This is a genomic window from Sphingomonas sp. KRR8 (assembly GCF_023559245.1).
Lineage (GTDB): Bacteria > Pseudomonadota > Alphaproteobacteria > Sphingomonadales > Sphingomonadaceae > Sphingomicrobium.
Genome location: NZ_CP097462.1, coordinates 1,194,385 through 1,214,091 on the forward strand (window position 1 = coordinate 1,194,385; position 19,707 = coordinate 1,214,091).

Annotated in this window: 17 protein-coding genes and 1 pseudogene; 10 read left to right on the plus strand and 8 right to left on the minus strand. The window is 67.5% G+C overall.

Features of this window, described 5'->3' with window-relative positions; all coding sequences use genetic code 11:
• Positions 1-84: 84 nt before the first annotated feature.
• From map to M8312_RS06015, 3 genes are all read left to right on the plus strand, one after another.
• Positions 85-915 (plus strand): type I methionyl aminopeptidase, encoded by an 831-nt coding sequence (gene map / locus M8312_RS06005; protein WP_250119466.1) that lies wholly within the window; start codon positions 85-87, stop codon positions 913-915.
• 66 nt (positions 916-981) lie between these two features.
• Positions 982-1,320 carry a P-II family nitrogen regulator gene (locus tag M8312_RS06010; protein ID WP_250119467.1) on the plus strand — a complete coding sequence of 113 codons (339 nt, stop codon included), beginning with the start codon at positions 982-984 and terminating at the stop codon, positions 1,318-1,320.
• 15 nt (positions 1,321-1,335) lie between these two features.
• On the plus strand, positions 1,336-1,548 hold the full coding sequence (locus M8312_RS06015) for a helix-turn-helix domain-containing protein (protein ID WP_250119468.1): 213 nt from the start codon (positions 1,336-1,338) through the stop codon (positions 1,546-1,548).
• 23 nt (positions 1,549-1,571) lie between these two features.
• Here the strand turns inward: M8312_RS06015 and M8312_RS14505 are convergent.
• Positions 1,572-1,688: pseudogene (locus tag M8312_RS14505) on the minus strand (PEPxxWA-CTERM sorting domain-containing protein); the annotation flags it as partial.
• 356 nt (positions 1,689-2,044) lie between these two features.
• Here M8312_RS14505 and glnA point away from each other — a divergent pair.
• Positions 2,045-3,463: a type I glutamate--ammonia ligase gene (glnA, locus tag M8312_RS06025; protein WP_250119470.1), complete on the plus strand. Its 1,419-nt coding sequence runs from the start codon at positions 2,045-2,047 to the stop codon at positions 3,461-3,463.
• Positions 3,464-3,525: 62 nt separating this feature from the next.
• Positions 3,526-4,488, plus strand: a complete 963-nt coding sequence (locus M8312_RS06030; RefSeq protein WP_250119471.1) for a PilZ domain-containing protein — start codon at positions 3,526-3,528, stop codon at positions 4,486-4,488.
• A gap of 3 nt (positions 4,489-4,491) precedes the next feature.
• Here the strand turns inward: M8312_RS06030 and M8312_RS06035 are convergent, their stop codons facing one another.
• The 4 genes from M8312_RS06035 to M8312_RS06050 are packed head-to-tail and all read right to left on the minus strand — an operon-like array spanning position 4,492 to position 12,377.
• Positions 4,492-5,913 carry an amino acid permease gene (locus tag M8312_RS06035; protein WP_502957440.1) on the minus strand — a complete coding sequence of 474 codons (1,422 nt, stop codon included), beginning with the start codon at positions 5,911-5,913 and terminating at the stop codon, positions 4,492-4,494.
• Positions 5,914-5,921: 8 nt separating this feature from the next.
• The gene (locus M8312_RS06040) at positions 5,922-10,103 is read right to left on the minus strand and encodes a translocation/assembly module TamB domain-containing protein (RefSeq protein ID WP_250119472.1); all 4,182 of its coding nucleotides are present in this window, start codon (positions 10,101-10,103) and stop codon (positions 5,922-5,924) included.
• Between the two features lies 1 nt (position 10,104).
• Entirely contained in the window at positions 10,105-12,108 is a 2,004-nt protein-coding gene (locus M8312_RS06045) for an autotransporter assembly complex protein TamA (RefSeq protein ID WP_250119473.1), read from the minus strand.
• A gap of 59 nt (positions 12,109-12,167) precedes the next feature.
• Entirely contained in the window at positions 12,168-12,377 is a 210-nt protein-coding gene (locus M8312_RS06050) for a hypothetical protein (protein WP_250119474.1), read from the minus strand.
• 95 nt (positions 12,378-12,472) lie between these two features.
• On the opposite strand from M8312_RS06050, the gene M8312_RS06055 reads away from it, so the two are divergent.
• Entirely contained in the window at positions 12,473-12,649 is a 177-nt protein-coding gene (locus M8312_RS06055; protein ID WP_250119475.1) for a hypothetical protein, read from the plus strand.
• A gap of 4 nt (positions 12,650-12,653) precedes the next feature.
• On the opposite strand, the gene M8312_RS06060 is transcribed toward M8312_RS06055, so the two are convergent.
• Positions 12,654-13,298, minus strand: a complete 645-nt coding sequence (locus M8312_RS06060; protein WP_250119476.1) for a S24 family peptidase — start codon at positions 13,296-13,298, stop codon at positions 12,654-12,656.
• A gap of 267 nt (positions 13,299-13,565) precedes the next feature.
• Here M8312_RS06060 and M8312_RS06065 point away from each other — a divergent pair, with 267 nt between their 5' ends.
• A complete protein-coding gene (locus tag M8312_RS06065; RefSeq protein ID WP_250119477.1) occupies positions 13,566-13,898 on the plus strand; it encodes a hypothetical protein in 333 nt (110 codons plus the stop codon).
• Here the strand turns inward: M8312_RS06065 and M8312_RS06070 are convergent.
• Both M8312_RS06070 and M8312_RS06075 read right to left on the minus strand, forming a co-directional pair.
• On the minus strand, positions 13,895-14,314 hold the full coding sequence (locus M8312_RS06070; protein ID WP_250119478.1) for a hypothetical protein: 420 nt from the start codon (positions 14,312-14,314) through the stop codon (positions 13,895-13,897). The genes M8312_RS06065 and M8312_RS06070 overlap by 4 nt on opposite strands.
• 24 nt (positions 14,315-14,338) lie before the next feature.
• Complete coding sequence (locus M8312_RS06075) at positions 14,339-14,863, minus strand: DJ-1/PfpI family protein (protein ID WP_250119479.1); 525 nt, start codon at positions 14,861-14,863, stop codon at positions 14,339-14,341.
• 35 nt (positions 14,864-14,898) lie between these two features.
• Between M8312_RS06075 and M8312_RS06080 the strand changes: the two genes are divergently transcribed.
• The 3 genes from M8312_RS06080 (at position 14,899) to M8312_RS06090 (ending at position 19,666) form a co-directional block, all read left to right on the plus strand.
• A complete protein-coding gene (locus tag M8312_RS06080) occupies positions 14,899-15,993 on the plus strand; it encodes a DNA topoisomerase IB (protein ID WP_250119480.1) in 1,095 nt (364 codons plus the stop codon).
• A gap of 52 nt (positions 15,994-16,045) precedes the next feature.
• Entirely contained in the window at positions 16,046-17,137 is a 1,092-nt protein-coding gene (locus M8312_RS06085; RefSeq protein ID WP_250119481.1) for a mechanosensitive ion channel family protein, read from the plus strand.
• Positions 17,138-17,245: 108 nt separating this feature from the next.
• A complete protein-coding gene (locus tag M8312_RS06090; protein WP_250119482.1) occupies positions 17,246-19,666 on the plus strand; it encodes an FG-GAP-like repeat-containing protein in 2,421 nt (806 codons plus the stop codon).
• Positions 19,667-19,707 lie beyond the last annotated feature (41 nt).

Here is a 19,707-nt window from a genome sequence, read left to right on the forward strand (position 1 = left end):
GGTCGACCTAGAACCGGCCTCCTGCCCCCACAAGTCTGGTCTTGAGGCCATGACTTTACGGCGACCGCCTCCTATGTATCGGCCATGACGCAATACATCACCATCGGCGCCGATGACCGCAGCGAGGCGCGCAACGGGGTCATCAAGCTTCACGGACCCGAAGGCTTCGCTGGAATGCGCGCCGCCGGTCGGCTCGCCGCCGAAGTGCTCGACGCGCTGGTCCCGCTGGTCCAGCCGGGCGTGACCACCGCCGAGATCGACGACTTCGTTTACCAGCGCATCCGCGCCGGCGGCGGTGTCCCCGCCACGCTTGGCTATCGCGGCTACACGCACAGCTGCTGCACCTCGATCAACCACGTCATCTGTCACGGCATTCCGGCTGACAAGGCGATGAAGGACGGCGACATCGTCAACATCGACGTGACGCCCATCCTCGACGGCTGGCACGGCGACAGCAGCCGCATGTACCTGGTAGGGGACGTGTCGGTGAAGGCCCGGCGGCTGGTCGACATTACCTACGAATGCCTGATGCTGGGGCTGGAACAGGCCAAGCCCGGCAACCGCCTCGGCGACATCAGCGCCGCCATCCAGCAACATGCGGAAAAACAGCGCTATTCGGTCGTCCGCGATTTCTGCGGGCATGGCCTTGGCCGGCTGTTCCATGACAGCCCCGAGGTGGTCCACGCCGGTCGTGCCGGCACGGGGCCCGAGCTTCGCCCCGGCATGTTCTTCACGGTCGAGCCGATGATCAACATCGGCCGGCCCGATGCCAAGATCCTCGAGGACGGCTGGACGGCGGTCACCCGCGACCGCCAACTGTCGGCCCAGTTCGAACATTCCATCGGCATCACCGAGGACGGCTGCGAGATCTTTACGCTCAGCCCCGCCGGCCTGCACAAACCGCCCTACGCGTAAGGCGGCGGATTGCCTCACCGTGCGCGAGGGCTCTATGCTCGTTCGCGCAGCAGGAGTGAGGGCTGAGTGAAGAAGATCGAAGCCATCATCAAGCCGTTCAAGCTCGACGACGTGAAGGACGCGCTTCACGACGTGGGCGTCAGCGGCATGACCGTCACCGAGGTCAAGGGCTTCGGCCGGCAGAAGGGCCATACAGAGCTCTACCGCGGCGCCGAATATGTGATCGATTTCCTGCCCAAGGTGAAGGTCGAGGTGGTGGTCGAAAGCGGTCTGGTCGACAATGTCGTGGACGCGATCATGACCGCTGCCCGCACCGGCCGCATCGGCGACGGCAAGATCTTCGTGTCGGATGTTTCGGACGCCATCCGCATCCGCACTGGCGACCGGGGGCATGACGCGATCTAAGGTGGCGCAAGCGTAATGGCCCCCGATCCCCGTCTCGCCTCGATGAGCCCCGACGAACTGCGCACCCACATGCGCGGGCTTGGCTATCGCACGCAGGCCGAGTTGGCCGAGGCGATCGGCGTCAGCCGCTCGGCCGTTTCCTTGTGGCTCGAGGGCAAGGTCGGTGTCCCCCGCCCCGTCGCCATGTTGCTCCGGATGTTGCTGCAGGCCCAGCGCCGCGCCTTCTGACGCGGCTCCAGCCCACGAAACAATTACGCCATCTGAGCCGTCGGCCGGGCCGTCACGCGCCGGCGGCGCATCGAGAAGCCGACCGCGCCCAAGCCCATCAGCATCAGCGCCCAGGTCGCCCGCTCGGGAACGGCCGCCGCTGCCTGGATGCCGCCCAGACGAATCTGCCGCACATCGCTGAGTTGCGAAGTGGTGCTGATCGTCACGCTGGTGAAGGCGCCACCGAGCGCACTGAAGAAGTTCTGGCCGTTGGCGCCAATGTGTAGGTGCCGGTGCTCAGCACCGATCCGCCCTCCGGGAGTTTCCCTCCCACTGTGCCAAAAGCGGCACGGCGAACTGTAGGCAATCCCGGAATTCCGCCGCTCACAGCTTAGCCAGGCAAGATGGCCAGCCAAGCGGACCGGTGAAGTCTTCACACCTGACTCGACCCGCCGCGAGCCTGCTGGAATCGGTCGCCCGTCTTCGCACCGCCAGCTCTCACGCAAAAGGATTCGTCATGGCCGACAAGGTGACCGCCGCCAGCATCATGAAGCGCATCGAGGATGAGGAGATCGAGTGGGTCGACCTTCGATTTACCGATCCCAAGGGCAAGTGGCAGCACCTGACGATGGTCGCCTCGGCCATCGACGAGGATATGCTCGACGACGGCTTCATGTTCGACGGCTCGTCCATCGGCGGCTGGAAGGCGATCAACGAAAGCGACATGATCCTCAAGCCGGATCTCAACGCGATCTACGTCGACCCCTTCTCGGCCACGCCGATGATGATCCTGGTCTGCAACGTGGTCGAGCCGGCGACCGGCGAACTCTACGCCCGCGATCCCCGCTCCACCGCCACACGCGCCGAGGCCTATCTCAAGGCCAGCGGCATCGCCGACACGGCGTTCGTCGGTCCGGAAGCCGAATTCTTCATGTTCGACGACGTCCGCTTCGAGGACGGCTACAACGTCAGCTACTTCAAGCTCGACGACATCGAGCTGCCAACCAACACCGGCCGCGAATATGAGGGCGGCAACCTCGCCCACCGTCCGCGCGCCAAGGGTGGCTACTTCCCAGTCGCGCCGGTCGACAGCGCCGTCGACATTCGCGGCGAGATGGTCTCGACCATGCTCGAGATGGGCTTGCCCTGCGACAAGCACCACCATGAGGTCGCCGCGTCCCAGCATGAGCTGGGCCTGACCTACGGCACCCTCGTCCAGACCGCCGACCGCATGCAGGTCTACAAATACGTCGTGCACCAGGTGGCCCACGCCTACGGCAAGACCGCGACCTTCATGCCCAAGCCGATCGCCAAGGATAATGGCTCGGGCATGCACACCCACTTTTCCTTGTGGTCGGGCGGCAAGCCGATGTTCGCCGGCAACGGCTATGCGGGCCTCAGCGAAACCGCGCTCTACTTCATCGGCGGCGTCATCAAGCACGCCCGTGCGCTGAACGCCTTCACCAACCCGACCACCAACAGCTACAAGCGGCTGGTGCCGGGCTTCGAGGCGCCCGTGCTGTTGGCTTATTCCAGCCGCAACCGCTCGGCCTCGTGCCGCATTCCCTACGGCGCGGGCGAGAAGTCGAAGCGCGTCGAGTTCCGCTTTCCGGACGCGATGGCCAACCCTTACCTCGCTTACGCCGCAATCCTGATGGCCGGCCTCGACGGTATCCAGAACCGCATCCACCCGGGTGAGGCGATGGACAAGAACCTGTACGACCTTCCGCCGGCCGAGTTGGTCAACGTTCCCACCGTTTGCGGCAGCCTGCGCGAGGCACTCTCCTCGCTCGCCGCCGACAAGGACTTCCTCCTCAAGGGCGACGTGTTCACCGCCGACCAGATCGACGCCTACATCGACCTCAAGTGGGAAGAAGTGATGCGGTGGGAGACCACCCCCAGCCCGGTCGAATTCGACATGTACTATTCGATGTAAGCTTCCTCTTAACCCTGCGCGTCTACGGTGTTCCCTCACCCAGGCGCGCAGGGTTGCTCACAATGAACGATTTCCGGTCCCGCATTCAGTCAGCCGACAATCCGGCGGGGCACCTGCTCAAGGCCAAGAACCCGCGCGACAAGCGTGACGCGCCCGCCGCCGGGGACGAGAACCTCGGCGAGGTCGTCATTCCGCGTGAGGAAGTGCGCGCCGCCGACCACCGCTTCGAAGATCGCCACCGCCTCGCCCGCGAGGCTGCCATCACGGTTCGCCACAAGCGCAAGCGGCTCGAAGTCGCCCTGGTCAACCTGTCCGGCGGCGGCGCGATGATCGAATGCGACGCGCCCTTCAAGTTGTGGGACAAGGTCGTGCTGGAGCTTGCCGGCGGCGATCCGCGCGGCCGCATCGAATGCGCGGTACGCTGGATCAAGCACGGCCGTACGGGGCTCGAGTTCGCGCCCGAAACCCATATCGACGCCGACCGCGCGACCTGCGACGCCCTGCTCCGCGAAGTGCTTGAGAAAAGCTTCGCCGATGTCGAGGCCAACGCCGATCCGCTGCCGGCCGCCTTCACCACTGCGGGGCAGTTCGAGGCGGGAGCCGATGCTGACGGCGGCGATCGCGAAGAGTCCCGCCGCGACGAGCTTCGCCATCCGATGATCTGGCACGGCCACGTCCATTTCGACTACGACAGCCACAAGGTCCGGCTGCGTAACATTTCGACGAGCGGCGCACTGATCGAATCCGCCCACCAGTTCCCGATCGGGGCCGAGATCATGCTCGACCTCGGTGAAGGCGCGGGCCACGTCTTCGCCCAGGTCAGCTGGAGCCAGGGTGACCAGTTCGGCCTTGCCTTCACCGCGCCCTTCGACCTCGCCCGACTGGCCGCTGCCAAGCCGCAGGTCGCGATCGAAGGCTATGTAAAGCCCGACTACCTCAAGGACGACAGCCGCGAGAGCTCGCCTTGGGCATCCCAATGGGGTCGCCTCAGCGTTGCACAGCTCAAGAAGACGCTCGGCCGCTGACCTCTAGGCGGCGGTGCCGTCCGCCCGTGCCTTCGCCGCCGCGCCGTGGCCGTAGATGAAGTAGAGCGCCACGCCGATCGCCTGGGCGATGACGAAGAACAACTGCGTCTTCAGCGGCAGGCTGTAGAAGAGGTAGAGGCACCCCAGGATGCCGCCCACACCGATCACCGATGCGGCGGGCGCGCGGAACTTTCGCTCCGCATTCGGCTCCCGCCGGCGCAGCACCAGCATCGCCGCGCAGACCGCAATGAACGCCGCCAGCGTTCCCGCATTGGCCAGCGCCGCGATGGCGTCGAGCGGGAAGATGCCGGCCACGATCGACACCACCACCGCGGTGAACAGGGTGATGCGCACCGGCGATCCCCGGCGCGACACCCGCGCCAGCGACGGCGGCAGCAGCCCGTCGCGGGCCACGGTGAAGAAGATCCGGCTCTGCCCGTAGAAAAAGGCCAGGATCACGGTCGGCAGCGCGATCACCGCCGATGCGCCCAGCAGGCGCGCGGCCCACGGCTGTCCGATCTCGCTCAGCACCAGCGCCAGCGGCTCGGGGCTGTGCGCGAAGCTCGCCACCGGCACGGCGCCGATCGCCGCGGCGGCGATCACCATGTAGATCACCACGCACACGGCCATCGAGCCGACGATTCCGATCGCCAGGTCGCGGCCCGGGTTGCGCGCCTCCTCGGCGGCGGTGGCGATCGCGTCGAAGCCATAGAAGGCGAAGAAGATGATCGCCGCCGCGGCCATCACCCCGACCTCGCTTCCGGCCGGTCCACTGCGCGGAAAGCCGTTGGGCATGAACGGCGTGAAGTTCGCCGCATCGAACACCGGCAGGGCAACCGCGACGAACAAGGCCAGCGCCGCCAGCTTCACCAGCACCAGAATGGCGTTCAGCGTGGCGCTCTCCCGTGTGCCCGCGATCAGCAGCCCGGCCACGACCCAGATGATGAATACGGCCGGCAGGTTGACGAGGCCACCCAGCGCCGGCCCCTTGGTGATCGCTTCCGGCAAGGCCATGCCGATCCGTTGGAGGAACCCGGCGGCATAGCCCGACCAGCCGACCGCCACGGCGCTCACCACCAGGCTATATTCCAGGATCAGCGCGACCCCGATCATCCATGCGATGAGCTCGCCAAAAACGACGTAGCTGTAGGTGTAGGCGCTACCCGACGCCGGGATCATGGTCGCGACCTCGGCATAAGCCAGCGCGGCGCAGGCGCAGATCACGCCCGCGATGGCGAAGCTCAGGATCACCGCCGGTCCGGCCTTGCCGGCACCGACCCCGATCAGGGTGAGGATACCGGTGCCGACGATGGCGCCGACGCCAAGCGCGACCAGGTGCGGCCAGGATAGCGTCTGCGCCAGCCGGTGATGCTCGGCCATGTCCTCCCGCGCAACGACGCCCTTGCGGAAATTCCAATGCTTCATGCCGCCCCCTAATAGTCCTTGCTGACCCGCACGTTGGCACTGGTGCGCCCAATCGTCGAGATGCTCGACAACAGCGAAAGCCAGCGGGTCACCTGATACTCCACCCGCGTCGCGCTATAGCCCTGTCCGTCGGTGATGACCTCGACGAACAGTTTGCGGGTCAGATATTTGCCGGCGCTGATCGCCGTCTTCTGTCCCGTCGCGATATCCGCCGGCAGGATCCGCAGCCGGTCCAGTCCGGCCGCCCGGCGAATGGCGTTGATCGGATCGAGGCTCCCGCTCTTGCCCTCGCGCAGCCCCGCCACCGCCGCCGCCAGCTGCAGCGCGTCGGCCGCCGACAGGTTGGCGATGGAGGTCCCGAACAGCAGCCGGCTCAGCAGTTCGTCCTGCGGCAGCTGCGGCACGGAGGCGAAGCTGATCTCCGGCTTCAGTCCCGTGCCACGCACCACCACGCTGGCGTCCAGCCCCTGGATCTGCGCCTCGGCGGCAATGTCGAGCTGCGGGTCCGGCGGGCTTTCGCCACGGAAGCGGATGGTTCCCCGGCTCAGCCGGAAGTTGCGCCCGGCGAAATCATAGCTTCCGCGGACCAGGTTGGCGGACCCGGTGAAGCGTGGCGCCGCAACGCTGCCGCCAACCTTGAGGTCGGTCGTCCAGCGGCTGTCGATGCCCAATCCCTGGACGGTCAGCTCCCCGCCGCGCACGCCCACGTCCAGCCGCCACGGCTTGAGCTCCGCTTCCTCGATCACTTCGTCGCTGTCGACGCCGACGTCGCGCACCACCAGCTGCGGAACCGCCCCCGCCGCACTCGCCCGGCCGAGCGTGAACCGCCCCCGATTGAGCCGCAGGTCGCCGCTGATCGTCCCGCCATTGCCGTCGGAACGGACGCTCAGCGGACCGGTCACGTCCGCGGCGATGTCATCCCGCGCAAGAATCCGCGCGCCTTGCGTCTGGAACTTGAGGTCGAGCGCGGGCTTGCCGCCGCTCAGGTCCACCGACCCGCTGCCGGCGATGCTTCCGTTGCCGGGCGTGCGGCCCTGCAATTGGTTGAACACCAGCCGCGAGCCCACGAAATTCCCGCTCACTGCCAGGTCGGTGATCACCGTGCCCGTCACCGCGCTTTCCAGCCGCGCCTGGGTCGTACGCAGCGAACCCCGGATTTGGGGATCGGTCAGCGATCCCCGCACGTCGGCCCCGATCGCCACTGGCCCCGACAGGTCGAACAGCTCGGTTCCGGACAGCCGCCACAGCGTGTCCGCCGGCCCGGCATAGCGCAGCTGCGCGAACAGCGGTGCGTTCATCAGGGAGGAGACCAGCGACGAACCGCCCAATGGCGCGAATCTGGCCTGGGCGCGCCCGATCGTCTGGCCGTTGCTCACCGCCACCGCCCGCATCCCGGCCTGGCTGCCGTTCAGCACCGCCGCAATGCCGACGTCGATCGGCTGGCTGGCCAGCACCAGTCCGGCGCGGCTCAGTCCCCGCACCGTGATGTTCATCTGTCCGTTGGGCCGGCCCCCGTTCCAGCCGTAGGCCAACCGCCCGGACGCTACTCCGCCCAGCTCCAGCCGCGGCCAGATGATGTCGAGCACGCTCATCGGCATGGCGGACAGGTCCGCGCTCAACTGCGGGTTGCGGCCCGTCGCCCCACTTACCGTCGCGCTGCCACCGGCAAAGCGCAGCTGCGTTGGCGCGACCCGCCAACCATCGTTGGTCGCGCTGATCACCGCCGGGCTGGCCAGCGTCAGCGGTCGGCCTTCCACCGCGCCATTGCCGCGCACCACGATCTGGTCCGGGGACACATCGGCGCTCGCGACGAACTGGAAGGCGCTCCCCCGCCGCCCGGCAAAAGCGGCACGCACCGGCCCGCGCCCATCCACCAGATTGGCGGAGGCAGTCAGTCGGGCGAGGCTCACGCCCGCGCTTTCCACCCCGCGCGCGCTAAGGGTTCCGTTGATGCTGGTGCGCCCACCCGCGATCAGCACCACGCCGTCGACTTGCCCGCTCCGCACCGCCAGGGCCGGCGGTCCGCTGGTCACGAAGCCGTTGGCCTGCAGATGCGCCTCGATCCGCTGCCCGCCGCCCGCCGGCGCGAACAGCAGCCGGCCAGCGAGGCCACCGCCACTCAGCGCCAATTGCCCCGACAGTCCGCCAGTGACCGGCTGAAGCGCGCCCGTCGCATGGGTGCCAGCCACGTCGAGCGCCGCGACCTGGATCGTCGTCGCCCCGCCTTGCGGCAGGAGAATCGCGCCGTTGCTGGTGAATGGCCCAAGCCGCGTTCCGCCGGCCGCGCGATAGTCGAACCCGCGTGGCGACGGGCTCAGCGACAGTCGCACGTCGCGCAGGCCCAACCCGTCGTTCGGCCGCGCCAGCAGCAACTCTACCCGGGGCCGGCTGATCGGCCCGTCGAGGTGTAGCCGCACCGGCCCATAGTCAGCCTGCCGCCCGACCGCGTCGATCACAAAACTGCCGTCGTTGCGCCGATACCCACTGCCGGACAGCCGCAGCTTGGGACTGAACAGCTGCAGCTCGGGAAAGTGCAGCACTCCGTCCGGCCCGCGTTCCAGCCGCGCCTCGATCCGGGGCAGCCCGCCCATCAGGCCAAGGAAGAACGCATTGTCCAGCCGGCGCACCTGCGCTCGCCCGGTGCCGACCACGCGGCTTCCGTGACCGCCCGGCCCCGGCTCCACCCGCAGCTGGCTGGTCACGTCCACCACCCCGAGCCCGGGAATGAAATAGCGCGTCAGCCCGCCGTTCAGCAGCACGTCGAACCGCCCGCTGGCGAAGTCGATAAGCAGCGACAGTTCGGCGTTCAACTTGTCGCTGGTCAGCCGGAGCCGGTCGCCCTTGAGGTTCTGGGGCGTGAGCTGGAGCATCCCCTCCAGCCGCGCATTCGCCAGGATCGCCCCGGCCTCCGCCCCGATCCCCGTGATCTGCCGGGCGGCCAGCCGCAGCGGCACCCGCATCGGCCACGGCGTCAGCTGCCCCCGGCCCTCCGCCCGCACGTCGCGGAAGCCGGTGTTGTCGAACTGGACCTCCGGCGAGGTCAGCCGATAGCTGTAGGCCGCCCGGTCGAACTTGCCGTCGAGCGTCCACACCAGCCGCACCTGTCGGCCCCGCATGTTCCCAAACAGCGCCTGGGGCCGAAGCAGGTCGACGCCCAGCCGGAGCTGGCGATAGGCACCGCCGGCCAGGTCCACGCCGCCCCGCGCGACCGCCCGAAGGCTGGCGGAGGAAATTGTCAGGTGCCCGTCGAGCAGCCGATTCTCCAGCCGACCTTCCCCGCTCACGGTGACACGCGGCGCGGTCAGTGCCGCCAACCGCCCCTTGAGCAACGGGCCCGGCACCACCTGCCCGCCAAGCTTGTATAGCCCGCTTTGCGCCGTCAGTTTCACCCGCGCGAACGGCCGCCCCGCGACGTTCACCGCACCCGTGCCATTCCATTGCGACCACCGCCCGGAGCCGGCCACCCGCACCTGCAGCGGCCGCTTGAGCCCAAGCAGGGCCGGCACCAGACCGTCGGCGGGAGCGGAAAGGTCCACCCCCAGATCGAAGCGGTCCCGATCCGGCTCCGCATCCAGCCTCAGCGCCAGCCGGTCGCCGCCGCCGTTCAGCTGCACACCAAGATCGACCATCGCCCGCCCGGCGCGGATCACGGCACTGCCCTTCACGCGCCCGGTGCGCGGCGTTCCGGTGACATCCTTCAGAAGCTCCAGCCGGTCGATCCGCAGCTGGCCGATGGTGATGTCGAAGTCCGGCAGCAACGGCCCGCGCCGAACGCTCGGCCGGGTCTGCGGAAGCCGGGCCAGCGTCACTCGCGCTGCTTCCAGCTGGTCGATGTGCAGGCTGTTGTACAGCCACGCTCCCGGCGCCCAGTCGACCATGACATCCGGGCTGGTCAGGAACACGCCGCGCGTGTCCGCCACCGCCACATTGTGCAGGTGCATGACCCCGAACAGCGATCCGTCGATACGCCCCACGCGGATCTTGAGACCGCTGGCCGTCTCCTGCTCCGCGATGCGGTCGGCCACCCAACGATGCCCCGGCGCGCTGTCGAGAAAGGCCACCGCCACCGCCGCCAGCAAAGCAAGCAGGGCCGCCAGCACGATCAGTTCGCTGATCAGCCGCTTCCACCACGGCCGCCGCACCCTCACCACCCGCACCGGCGCATCGTCGAGGGTCGCGGCGTCACTCACGCTAGAAGGCCTGGCCCAGGCTGACGGTCACCGCGATTCGGCTGTCCCCCGGCCGCCGGTTGAGCGGCGTTCCGACATCGATCCGAATGGGTCCGAAGCTCGAATAATAGCGCAGACCCAGCCCCGCGCCATATTGCCAGCCACTCAGCTTCGGCAGGCTGCTCGTCGACAGCGTTCCCCCATCGAAGAACGGCACCACGCCGAAGCTGCCCAGCCGCACCCGCGCTTCCAGGCTGAACTCGGCCAGGCTGCGTCCGCCGATCGGGTCGCCATTGGCGTCGCGCGGCCCCAGCTGCTGATAGCCATAGCCACGCACGGATCCGCCGCCCCCGGCATAGAAGCGCCGCGACGGCGCGATCCGGTCACGGCTCGCCCCGACGATGGTGCCGAGTCGGATACGTCCGGCGGCCACCACCCGTTCCCCGAACGGATGGTAAGCGCTCGCGTCCACTTGCGTCCGGACATAGCCGAAGGCGCTGCCCTGAAGGCTCGCCTCCGGACTGACCCGGCCACCGAGGCGGAAGCCCTTCGTTGGATCGAGCAGGTCGTTGCTTTGGTCCCAGGTCAGGCTGGCCGGAAGTGCCGCGATAAAGAAGGTTCGGCGCCGGGGCAGGTTTCGCGACAGGTCGACGTCCCGCTCGTCCGAGGCGAGCAGCTCGCTGCCCAGGCTCCAGGTCCAGGTCTTGCGCCAAAGGAAATTGGACTGGCGCTCGACCGTCGCACCGATCTGCACGGTGCGCGCCTCATACCCTGGGCGGTCGAGATGGCTCGCATTGCCGACAAAGGTCAGCACTCGGTCGCGCCGCCGCCAGTTGTTGAAGCGCAGGGTCGTGCCCGCGCTCTGTTCCTGCGTGCCGACCACCGCCTGTACCGTCAGAGCGCCCTCGGGATTGATGAAATTGCGATGTTGCCAGCTTGCTTCGGCCCGAACGCCCTCGCCCGTGCCATAGCCAAGCTCGCCGGCGATGGTGTGGACCGGCGCCGGCTCCAAACGGACCGCGAGGTCGACCGTCTTGCCATCGGGCAGCGGCACCAGCTGCACGTCGGCCGCCCCGACCAGCCCGGTCGCGATCAGCGCTCGGCGAAGGTCGTCCACCCGGTCCTGCCGATAGCGGTCGCCGGCCTCGAAGCGCGCGATGGCCGAGACGTGGCGGGCGCCGAAGTCCGGCTTGCCGCTGACCCGGATGGCGCCGAACCGCTGGAACTCCCCGGTCGCCACCGGCAGGACCAGCCGCGCCAGCTGGGTCTGGTGATCGACCACCACGTCCTGCTCGCCGACCTTCGCCCGCGCGAAACCCAGCCGCCCAAGTGCGACCTGCAGCGCCAGCCCGGCATCGATCACCTTTTGCGCATCGACCGGATCGCCCGCCTTCACCGCGAAGGCGTTGCGAAGGGCCTCCGCATCCGGTCCGGCCGCCTCCAACCCGGGCAAGTCGACGGCTTCGAACCGGTATCGCGCGCCCGGGCTCGCCGCCAGGGTGATGCGCACCGTGTCGCCCACCGCCTCCACCGAGGGCTCAACCGCCGCATCATAGTGGCCGGTCGAGCGTAGCAACTGGGTCAGCAGCTCGGCATCGGCGCGCGCCCGGCGGTCGAGCTGCGCTGCATTGGCCTGCTTGTTGCGGTCCCCCTCCAGCGCCGATGACTCACGGAAGCGCCGCAGCAGCGCCTTGTCGTCCTCTCCCTCGCCCAGTCCGGTAATGGACCAGGCATAGCGCCGCTCCTCAGCCAGCTGGTCTGCCCGGCTCGGCGCTGGTGCCGTGACGGCGACCGGTGCAGGCTGCCCCGGAACGGGTGCGTCCGGCTTGCCGAGGTCGGGCCAGGCGACGCCAAGGTCGGGCATGGGATCGAGTGGCGCGGAGGGATCGATCGCTGCTCCGGCGGACGGCGGCGGTGCTGGCGCGGGCTGCGGCGGCTGCGCCTGCGGCACGCCCTGCGCCGCGGTCACCGGCGCGCTCGCCAGCCCCGCCGCCAGCGCGGCAATCCCCACTCCCCACCTTCCCATGGTGGGACCCTACAGACAGCAATCCGCCGCCGCCACCCATGGGAGAAGTGGACCTTGGTCTAGTGAACCGTGCCGTCGACCTCGGTCGTGGTCAGGGTGACGATCACCCGCTCGATCTGCCGCCAGTGGCAGAAGCGGATCAGGTTATCGCGATCGCGGCTGGCCTCAGCCCGGATCGCCGCTTCCATCCCCGCATCGTCGCCGAAGCGATCGACGAGTTCCTGGGCGTCGCGGAGGGCGGCGCGAGTGGCGATGTAGGTCTGCTGCATAGCCAGCCTGTTACCAGCGCGACCTTACCGCTCCGGTCATCGGGTGTGCTTAAGACGGCCTTCACCAACAGTCCGGCTTCTGCCAAGGGCCACCCATGGAACAACGCTCCCCGCAGGCCGCCGGCTGCCTTCTCTTCCTTGCCATCCTCGTCGGCCTGACCATCGGGCTCTCGAAGGGCCTCACCGGCCCAGGCCTGATCTACGGGGCACTCGCGGGCACCATCCTGGCGGTCGGCTACTGGCTCTACGACCGCAATCGCTCGGGGCGGTAGCGCGTCAGGCGATCCGCCGCGCGCTCCAGATGACCCGCCCGATCACATCGATGTCCTTGGGATCGCAATCGGGCCAGTCGGCATAGGCCGGATTGTCCGACTGCACCGTCACCCGGTGCTTGATCGGGTGCAGCGCCAATCGTTTCACCATCAACACGTCCTCGATCCGAAGCACGTAGATGCCGTCGCGCAGCCGCGACTTGGCGTCGCTGCGGTCGACCAGGATGTCGTCCCCGTCCGTCAGGGTCGGCATCATCGAATCACCCTCGACCCGGATGAGGTTGAGCTCGCTTCGGGCCGCGCCCGTGAGCTGCTTTAGCCAGCGCTCGTCAAACGCAAAGAAGGCGCGTTGGCGCTCGTCGTCGGCAAAGGCGCCGGGCCCCGCCGATGCCCGCACCGGCAAGGCGGGGATCCGCACCATGCCGGAGAATTGCTCGTCGTGCTCCGGCCCGCCCAGCAGGCTTTCGGGCACACCGAAGTAGCGGGCAAGCAGACGGCGCTCTTCCTCGCCCAGGCGCTTGGGAATGCCGCGCCTGACGAACTGCTGGATATAGGCGGGGTTGCGGCCGATCATGCGCGATAGGCCCGCGAAATCATCACCCCGTTCCAGGCATAGGCGCTCCAGCGCCGCTGCGGCTTTGTTCTGCATTTGTTTCACCTAGTGAGAGGTATTTTCCTAGACAAGTAGGAAAGCAACGGGGAATCAGACGTTGCCGAGTCGAAGTTGGTCCGGGGGGCCCAGTAAAGTGTACCTATTGCGTGATGTGGAAAAATTCCTGCGTTCCAGAAACTACAGTGCGGCCCGTTTCGGCCGTGAAGCCGTGAGAGATCCGCGGTTCGTGTTCGATCTGCGTAACGGGCGTGAGCCGCGTGACCAGACAGTTCAAAGGGTTCGTGCCTATCTGGAGCAGATTTCGTGAGCCGCCCGCTGCTCAGTGTCGCCGGTGGAGCCTTGCTCCGCTGCTTGCTCTCCAGGGTTAACGACGAGCGAAATAGGATAATCCTGACCAGCTGGACTTCGGTCGACTGGCAATCGCTCACCTTTGCCGGTGAACGTCACCGCGCGTCGTTCCTTCTCACCGGTCCGGGTGCCGCCGATCTGGCCCGTCGGTGGACGGACGGGCTGGACGAAGCCGACCTGCCGCTCGGTGGTGGCCGCTTCGTCGCCGACCTCACGGTCACGACGGGCGACGCCCAGCCGGACGGCACGGTGCCGGTCGAGTTGGAAGCCCTGACCCTCGACGATTAGGGGCGGGCGCGCTTGAGCCCTGCCAGCGCCTGGCGAAGCGCGGCCGAGGCGTCGGACTTCAGTTCGACGATCTCGGCCGTGGCCGCCGGACCCTCGGCCCGAAAGGCCCTGATCCGCGCCTCGAGCTCGCCGGGCGTCGGCAGTCGCCGCGCCGGCAGTCGCACCACGCCCTCGGGCAGGGTCTCGGCATCGGGCGCGGGAAATTCGGGAAGGGCGAAAGCCGGAAGCACGAATCGCCGCGGCCGTTGTCCGGCCCAGCGCATCGCCAGCAGCCCGAGGCCAAAGCCGACCAAGGCGGCCCCGCCCGCCAGCAGCGGCACTCCGACCCGCAGCGCACTCCACCCCGTGGCTGCAGCCAGCAGCAGCGCAAGGCTCCAGTCGATTGCAACAACACTGACGCGTTCACTATCCATCATGGCGTCAGTTCTAGCCAGAACTGGTTAGCGCTCCGTTGCCGCCAGCACCGCTCGCGCGAAATCGGCGCTGTCGCTCGGCCCCACCGCGGTGACAATCCGCCCGTCTCGTTCGACCGGCCCGTCCGTCACGATCGCTCCGGCGTTGCGCAGGTCCGTGCGGATCGAGCGCCAGCCCGTCGCCCGGACCCCGCGCAGCACGTCCGCTTCCACCAGCAGCCACGGCCCGTGGCAGATCGCACCGACCACCTTGCCCGCGCTCACAAACCCTGAGACCAGCGCCACCGCCTCCGGCCGGGTGCGCAAGTGATCGGGATTGATCAGCCCGCCCGGCAGCAACAACGCGTCCCAGCCGTCGACCTCCGCCTCGGCGATCGTCAAGTCCGGGCGGATCGTCCGGCCCGGATCGTCCAGCACCGTCGCCTGAATGGGCGTCGTGCCGGGCGCCGCCAGCGCCACCGTGCACCCCTCGCCCCGCAGCACCTCCAGCGGCACGAACAGCTCGTCCTGCTCGAACCCGTCGCTCGCCATGATCAGCATTCGTTTCGTCACGGGAACCGTCCTCTTGCGCGATGCGTCCATGCCGCATGGTCAATCTTCGCCACTGCACCGACGACACGCCCGGAATCACCCGCCAGCAGATCAAGGGCAAGTGGGCCTATTTCGCGCCCGACGGCAGCCGCATCACGGACCGCGAGGAGATCGACCGGCTCAATGCCATCGCCCTGCCCCCGGCCTACACCGATGCCTGGTACTGCCCCTATCCCAACGGCCACATTCAGGCGACCGGCCGCGACGCCAAGGGCCGCAAGCAGTACCGCTACCATGCCGACTTCACCGCGCGGCAGGACAAGAACAAGTATCTTGGCGCGATCGAGTTCGGCGCCGCCCTTCCCAAGCTCCGCCGCAAGGTCGACGCCGACCTGAAGAAGCGCAAGCTCGACAAGGATGCCGTGGTCGCGGCCGTGGTCCGCCTGATCGACACCAATTTCATCCGCGTCGGCAACGAGCAATATGCCAAGTCGAACAAGAGCTTCGGCGCCACCACGCTTCGCAACCGCCACCTCAAGCGCTCCGGAAGCAAGCTGATGATGCGCTTCAAGGGCAAGCACGGCATCGTCCACGAAGTTCCCATCCGCGACAGCAACCTCAAGCGGATCGTGGGCAAGGTCCAGGAACTGCCCGGCCAGAACCTGTTCCAGTACACCACGGACGAGGGCGAGGCCTGTCCCATCACCTCGGCCGACGTGAACGACTATATCAAGGCGGCGACCGGCGGCGACTTCACGGCCAAGAACTTCCGCACCTGGGGCGCCAGTGTCATCGCCTTCGAGCAGATGCTCGAGGCGCAGGAGGAGGAACGCCGCAAGATCAGCCTCAAGACCGTGCTCGAACCGGTCGCCGAAGCACTCGGCAACACTCCCGCGATCAGCCGCAAGAGCTACGTCCATCCCAAGCTGATCGAGGCCGCGCGCGACAATCCCAAGCAGCCGCTCGGCGAGGTCGAACGCCCCCGGCCCCGCAAATGGCTGTCGAGCGAGGAAGTCGGGCTCCTCGACTTCCTCCTCAAGGGCAAGCGCAAGCGGCCGACCAGGGCCAAGCCCAAGGCCGTCGAGGCGGTGGTCGCCGCCGCCGAGCAGGGTCCCGCGAAGGTCGACGAGGTGGCGGAAGCGGTCGCCTGACTCGCTTCGTCAACCTTGACCCGGCTGCCCCGCACCCGCCATTCCGGCGCTCATGGTCAAGAAGCTCCCCACGGTGTTCGACTGGCTCCTCGCCAACCTCGATGGCTTCGCCATCGGCAGCCTGGTTGCACTCGGCCTCGTCGGGCTGATGCTGCTGGTCCGCCTCGGCGGGCAGAAGCTGATCGCCGACGATCCGACCGTGCTCCACTGGCGCACCGTCGTTGGTCGCGTGCTGGCGAAGACCACCATCTTCTTCATGGTCGCCGCCGCCGTCGAGATCGTGGTCACCTACGCTCAGCCGCCTGCCCGGCTTGAGCGCGTCTTCGATGTCCTGTTCACCATCGCCGCCGCGCTGCAGGGCGCCATCTGGGCCCGCGAACTGATCCTCGGCGTGATCGGCAGCCGCGCCGGCGACAAGCCGGGCGAGACCGCGATCGGCAATGCGCTCGGCGTCATCCGGGTTCTGGTCAGCGTCGCCGTGTTCGGCATCGCGCTGATCGTCATTCTCGACAATCTCGGGATCAACGTGACCGCGCTGATCGCGGGCCTCGGCATCGGCGGCATCGCCATCGGCCTTGCCGCGCAGGGCATCTTTTCCGACTTGTTCGCCGCCCTCTCCATCCTGTTCGATCGCCCGTTCCGCCGCGGCGACACCATCCGCTTCGACACCACCATCGGCACCGTCGACCGGATCGGCCTCAAGACCACCCGCCTCAAGAGCCTCACGGGCGAGATGGTCATCATGGCCAACACCAAGCTGCTGGAGCGCGAGATCCGCAACCTTGCCCAAGGCAGCGAGCGGCAGGAGACGCTGCGGTTCGGGGTGGTCTACCAGACCGCTCCCGACCTGCTCGAGCAGATCCCCGGTTTTGCCAAGGCGGCGGTCGAGGCCCAGCCGGGCTGCCGGATCCAGCGCTGTGTGCTGACCGGTTTCGGGGCTTCCAGCCTGGATTATGAGCTCTTGTTCTTCCACAAGGGGCGCGATGCCGAAGCATTGTTCGCCAAGCGCCAGGCGATCGTGATCGACCTCCTCCGCCGCTTCGCCGCCGCGGGCATCGAATTCGCCTATCCGACCCAGACCACCTTCACCGCCGCGCCGGATGGCAAGCTGGTCATGCCCTACGCGGCGGCGCCCAGGACCTGACGTCCGCAGGGTCGACACTGTCAGGCTTCGGCACACCTCGCGTGCCCGCCGCTTGCGTTTCCTCCATTTTGGCGCTTCCTCTGTGCCGAGTGGGGTGCGTGGCTGGCCATGGGAACGATTACCGGGACGGCTGGCGACGATGACCTGGTCGGCACTCCAGACGACGATGTCATTCTTGGCCTTGGCGGCAACGACATCATCCACGGTGGCGGCGGCAACGACCAGCTTCGCGGCGGCACTGGTGACGACCACCTGTACGGGGACGCCGGCGACGATTTCGTAAACGACTCCGACGGCGGAAGTGACTGGCTCGACGGCGGCGACGGCAACGACTCGCTCACCCTCTACCACTTCGACCGGACGCTGGTGGAAAACGCCATGCTGATCGGCGGCGCGGGTAACGACTCCATCACCTCGTGGACATGGTCGTCCGGTCTCGTGACCATCGATGCGGGGCCGGGCAACGACACCATCGTCATCTGGACCCCGGCCAGCAATCACCGCCTGGCGCTCGGCCCAGGCCAGGACGTCATCGATTTCGACCATCTGGACCCTCGCGGGCTGGACGGGTCGACGGTCCGGGAAGTCACCGACTTCAGCCCCGGCCAGGGCGGCGACACGGTGCTCCTGTACGACCTCATCAGCCGCTGGGGTGCATGGGACGGCTACAGCAATCCGTTCGAGCTCGGCATCATCCGGCTGGAGCAGCGCGGCCCCGACACCGTGCTGGTGGTCCAGCTCGATGCCTATTGGGTCACCGGGCCGCAGGACCTGCTGATCTTCCGTGGGGTCAGCATGGCCACCCTCACGGCCGAGAACTTCGGCGGTTTCTCTCCGGACGGCATTCCCGCCGCGCCGCTGACTCTCACAGGCGGCAGCGGCGACGACACGCTGAGCGGTGGCTACGGCAATGACGTCATCATCGGCGGCGACGGCAACGATCGTCTGGACGGCTCGGCGGGAGACGACCACATCGACGGTGGCAACGGGAACGACTGGATTACCGACGGCTACGGCGACGACGTGATCAGTGGCGGCGCCGGCCATGACATCATCGACCTCGAGCATGACGCCGGTTCTGATTTCGTCGATGCCGGAACCGGCGACGACTACATCCTGGTCTACCGCAACTATCGCGACGTCTACGAGCGCCTGACCATCGTGGGCGGCGACGGCAATGACATCGTCAATCTCCAGCAGTTCGACGCTGGCCCGACGCTGGTTGATTTCGGCGCCGGCAACGATCGCATGATCCTGGCTGCCAAGGGAGGCGACCTCAGCATCCGTTTCGGCGCCGGCGCCGACGTCCTCGACCTCTCGCTTCACTACGTATCGGTCATGGGTAGCGAGCACGTCTCGCTGCTCGACTACACGCCCGGCGAAGACCGCATCATGTGGGGCAATTGGCTCAAGAGCGAGCTGCTGGGCTGGGACTATCACGACGATCCCTTCGCCGCCGGCTTCCTCAGCCTGCAGGAAGAGACTGGACAGACCGTCCTGATGGTCGATCGTGACGGCCCCGGGACCGCTTACCAGCTTGTGCCCTTCCTGACCTTCCAGGGGCTCGCGGCCATCCAGCTCAGCGCCGCCGACTTCGTTCTGTTCACCCGCGCGGTCAGCAATGACCTGAACGCCGACGGGCGCAGCGACATCCTGCTGCGCAACAGCGACGGCAGACTGACGGACTGGATCGCCAACCCTGACGGCACCTTCTTCAGCAATCACGAGACGGCGCTTTATTCTGTCCCGCCCGAGTGGAAGGTTGCCGCCACCGGCGACTTCAACGGGGATGGCCGCGCCGACGTCCTCTATCGCAATGATAATGGAGCAATCACCGAGTGGCTCGGTACGGGCTACGGCCAATTCATCTGGAACGAGGCGGCCAGCTATCCGGTCGATCCTTCATGGACGGTCGCGGCCGCCGGTGACTTCAACGGGGACGGCCGCGCCGACGTCGTGCTTCGCAACGTCAACGGCCTGCTGACGGAGTGGCTGGGCAAGGCCGATGGCACCTTCTTCAGCAACGACGCCATCGCTACCTACTCGATCCCCACCGACTGGAAGGTCGCGGGTTCCGGCGACTTCAACGGTGACGCGCGCGCCGACCTCCTGCTCCGCAACGATAACGGCACCATCACGGAATGGCTGGGCCAGGCCGACGGAAGCTTCCGCTGGAACAGCGCGGCGACTTATGCCCTCGGCACCGACTGGAAGGTGGCCGGGATCGGTGACATCAACGGCGACGGGCACGACGATCTCGTGCTCCACAATGCTGGCGCCGGCCTCATCGTCGACTGGCTTGGGCAAGGCACCGGCACCTTCTTCAGCAACCACGCAGCGACCACCTACGCGTTGCCGTCCGGCTGGCAGGTGGCGAATGTCGGCGACTTCAACGGTGACGGCCAGTCCGACCTCCTGCTGCGCAACAGCAGCACCGGAACGGTCACCGAATGGCTCGGCCAGTGGGGCGGAACCTTCACCTGGAATTCGGCCGTCATCTACAATCTCGCGACCGACTGGCACAGCTGACCCGCGCCCAACGAGAAAGGAGCCGGTGACTTGGCGTCACC

Excerpts from the sequence above, each read along its gene's own strand:
- M8312_RS06045 (WP_250119473.1), bottom strand. The coding sequence starts at position 12,108 with ATGGGAAGGTGGGGAGTGGGGATTGCCGCGCTGGCGGCGGGGCTGGCG.
- M8312_RS06070 (WP_250119478.1), bottom strand. The coding sequence starts at position 14,314 with ATGATGGATAGTGAACGCGTCAGTGTTGTTGCAATCGACTGGAGCCTT.
- M8312_RS06050 (WP_250119474.1), bottom strand. The coding sequence starts at position 12,377 with ATGCAGCAGACCTACATCGCCACTCGCGCCGCCCTCCGCGACGCCCAG.
- M8312_RS06060 (WP_250119476.1), bottom strand. The coding sequence starts at position 13,298 with ATGCAGAACAAAGCCGCAGCGGCGCTGGAGCGCCTATGCCTGGAACGG.
- glnA (WP_250119470.1), top strand. The coding sequence starts at position 2,045 with ATGGCCGACAAGGTGACCGCCGCCAGCATCATGAAGCGCATCGAGGAT.
- M8312_RS06015 (WP_250119468.1), top strand. The coding sequence starts at position 1,336 with ATGGCCCCCGATCCCCGTCTCGCCTCGATGAGCCCCGACGAACTGCGC.
- map (WP_250119466.1), top strand. The coding sequence starts at position 85 with ATGACGCAATACATCACCATCGGCGCCGATGACCGCAGCGAGGCGCGC.
- M8312_RS06030 (WP_250119471.1), top strand. The coding sequence starts at position 3,526 with ATGAACGATTTCCGGTCCCGCATTCAGTCAGCCGACAATCCGGCGGGG.
- M8312_RS06085 (WP_250119481.1), top strand. The coding sequence starts at position 16,046 with ATGGTCAAGAAGCTCCCCACGGTGTTCGACTGGCTCCTCGCCAACCTC.
- M8312_RS06035 (WP_502957440.1), bottom strand. The coding sequence starts at position 5,913 with ATGAAGCATTGGAATTTCCGCAAGGGCGTCGTTGCGCGGGAGGACATG.
- M8312_RS06080 (WP_250119480.1), top strand. The coding sequence starts at position 14,899 with ATGGTCAATCTTCGCCACTGCACCGACGACACGCCCGGAATCACCCGC.
- M8312_RS06090 (WP_250119482.1), top strand. The coding sequence starts at position 17,246 with ATGGGAACGATTACCGGGACGGCTGGCGACGATGACCTGGTCGGCACT.
- M8312_RS06055 (WP_250119475.1), top strand. The coding sequence starts at position 12,473 with ATGGAACAACGCTCCCCGCAGGCCGCCGGCTGCCTTCTCTTCCTTGCC.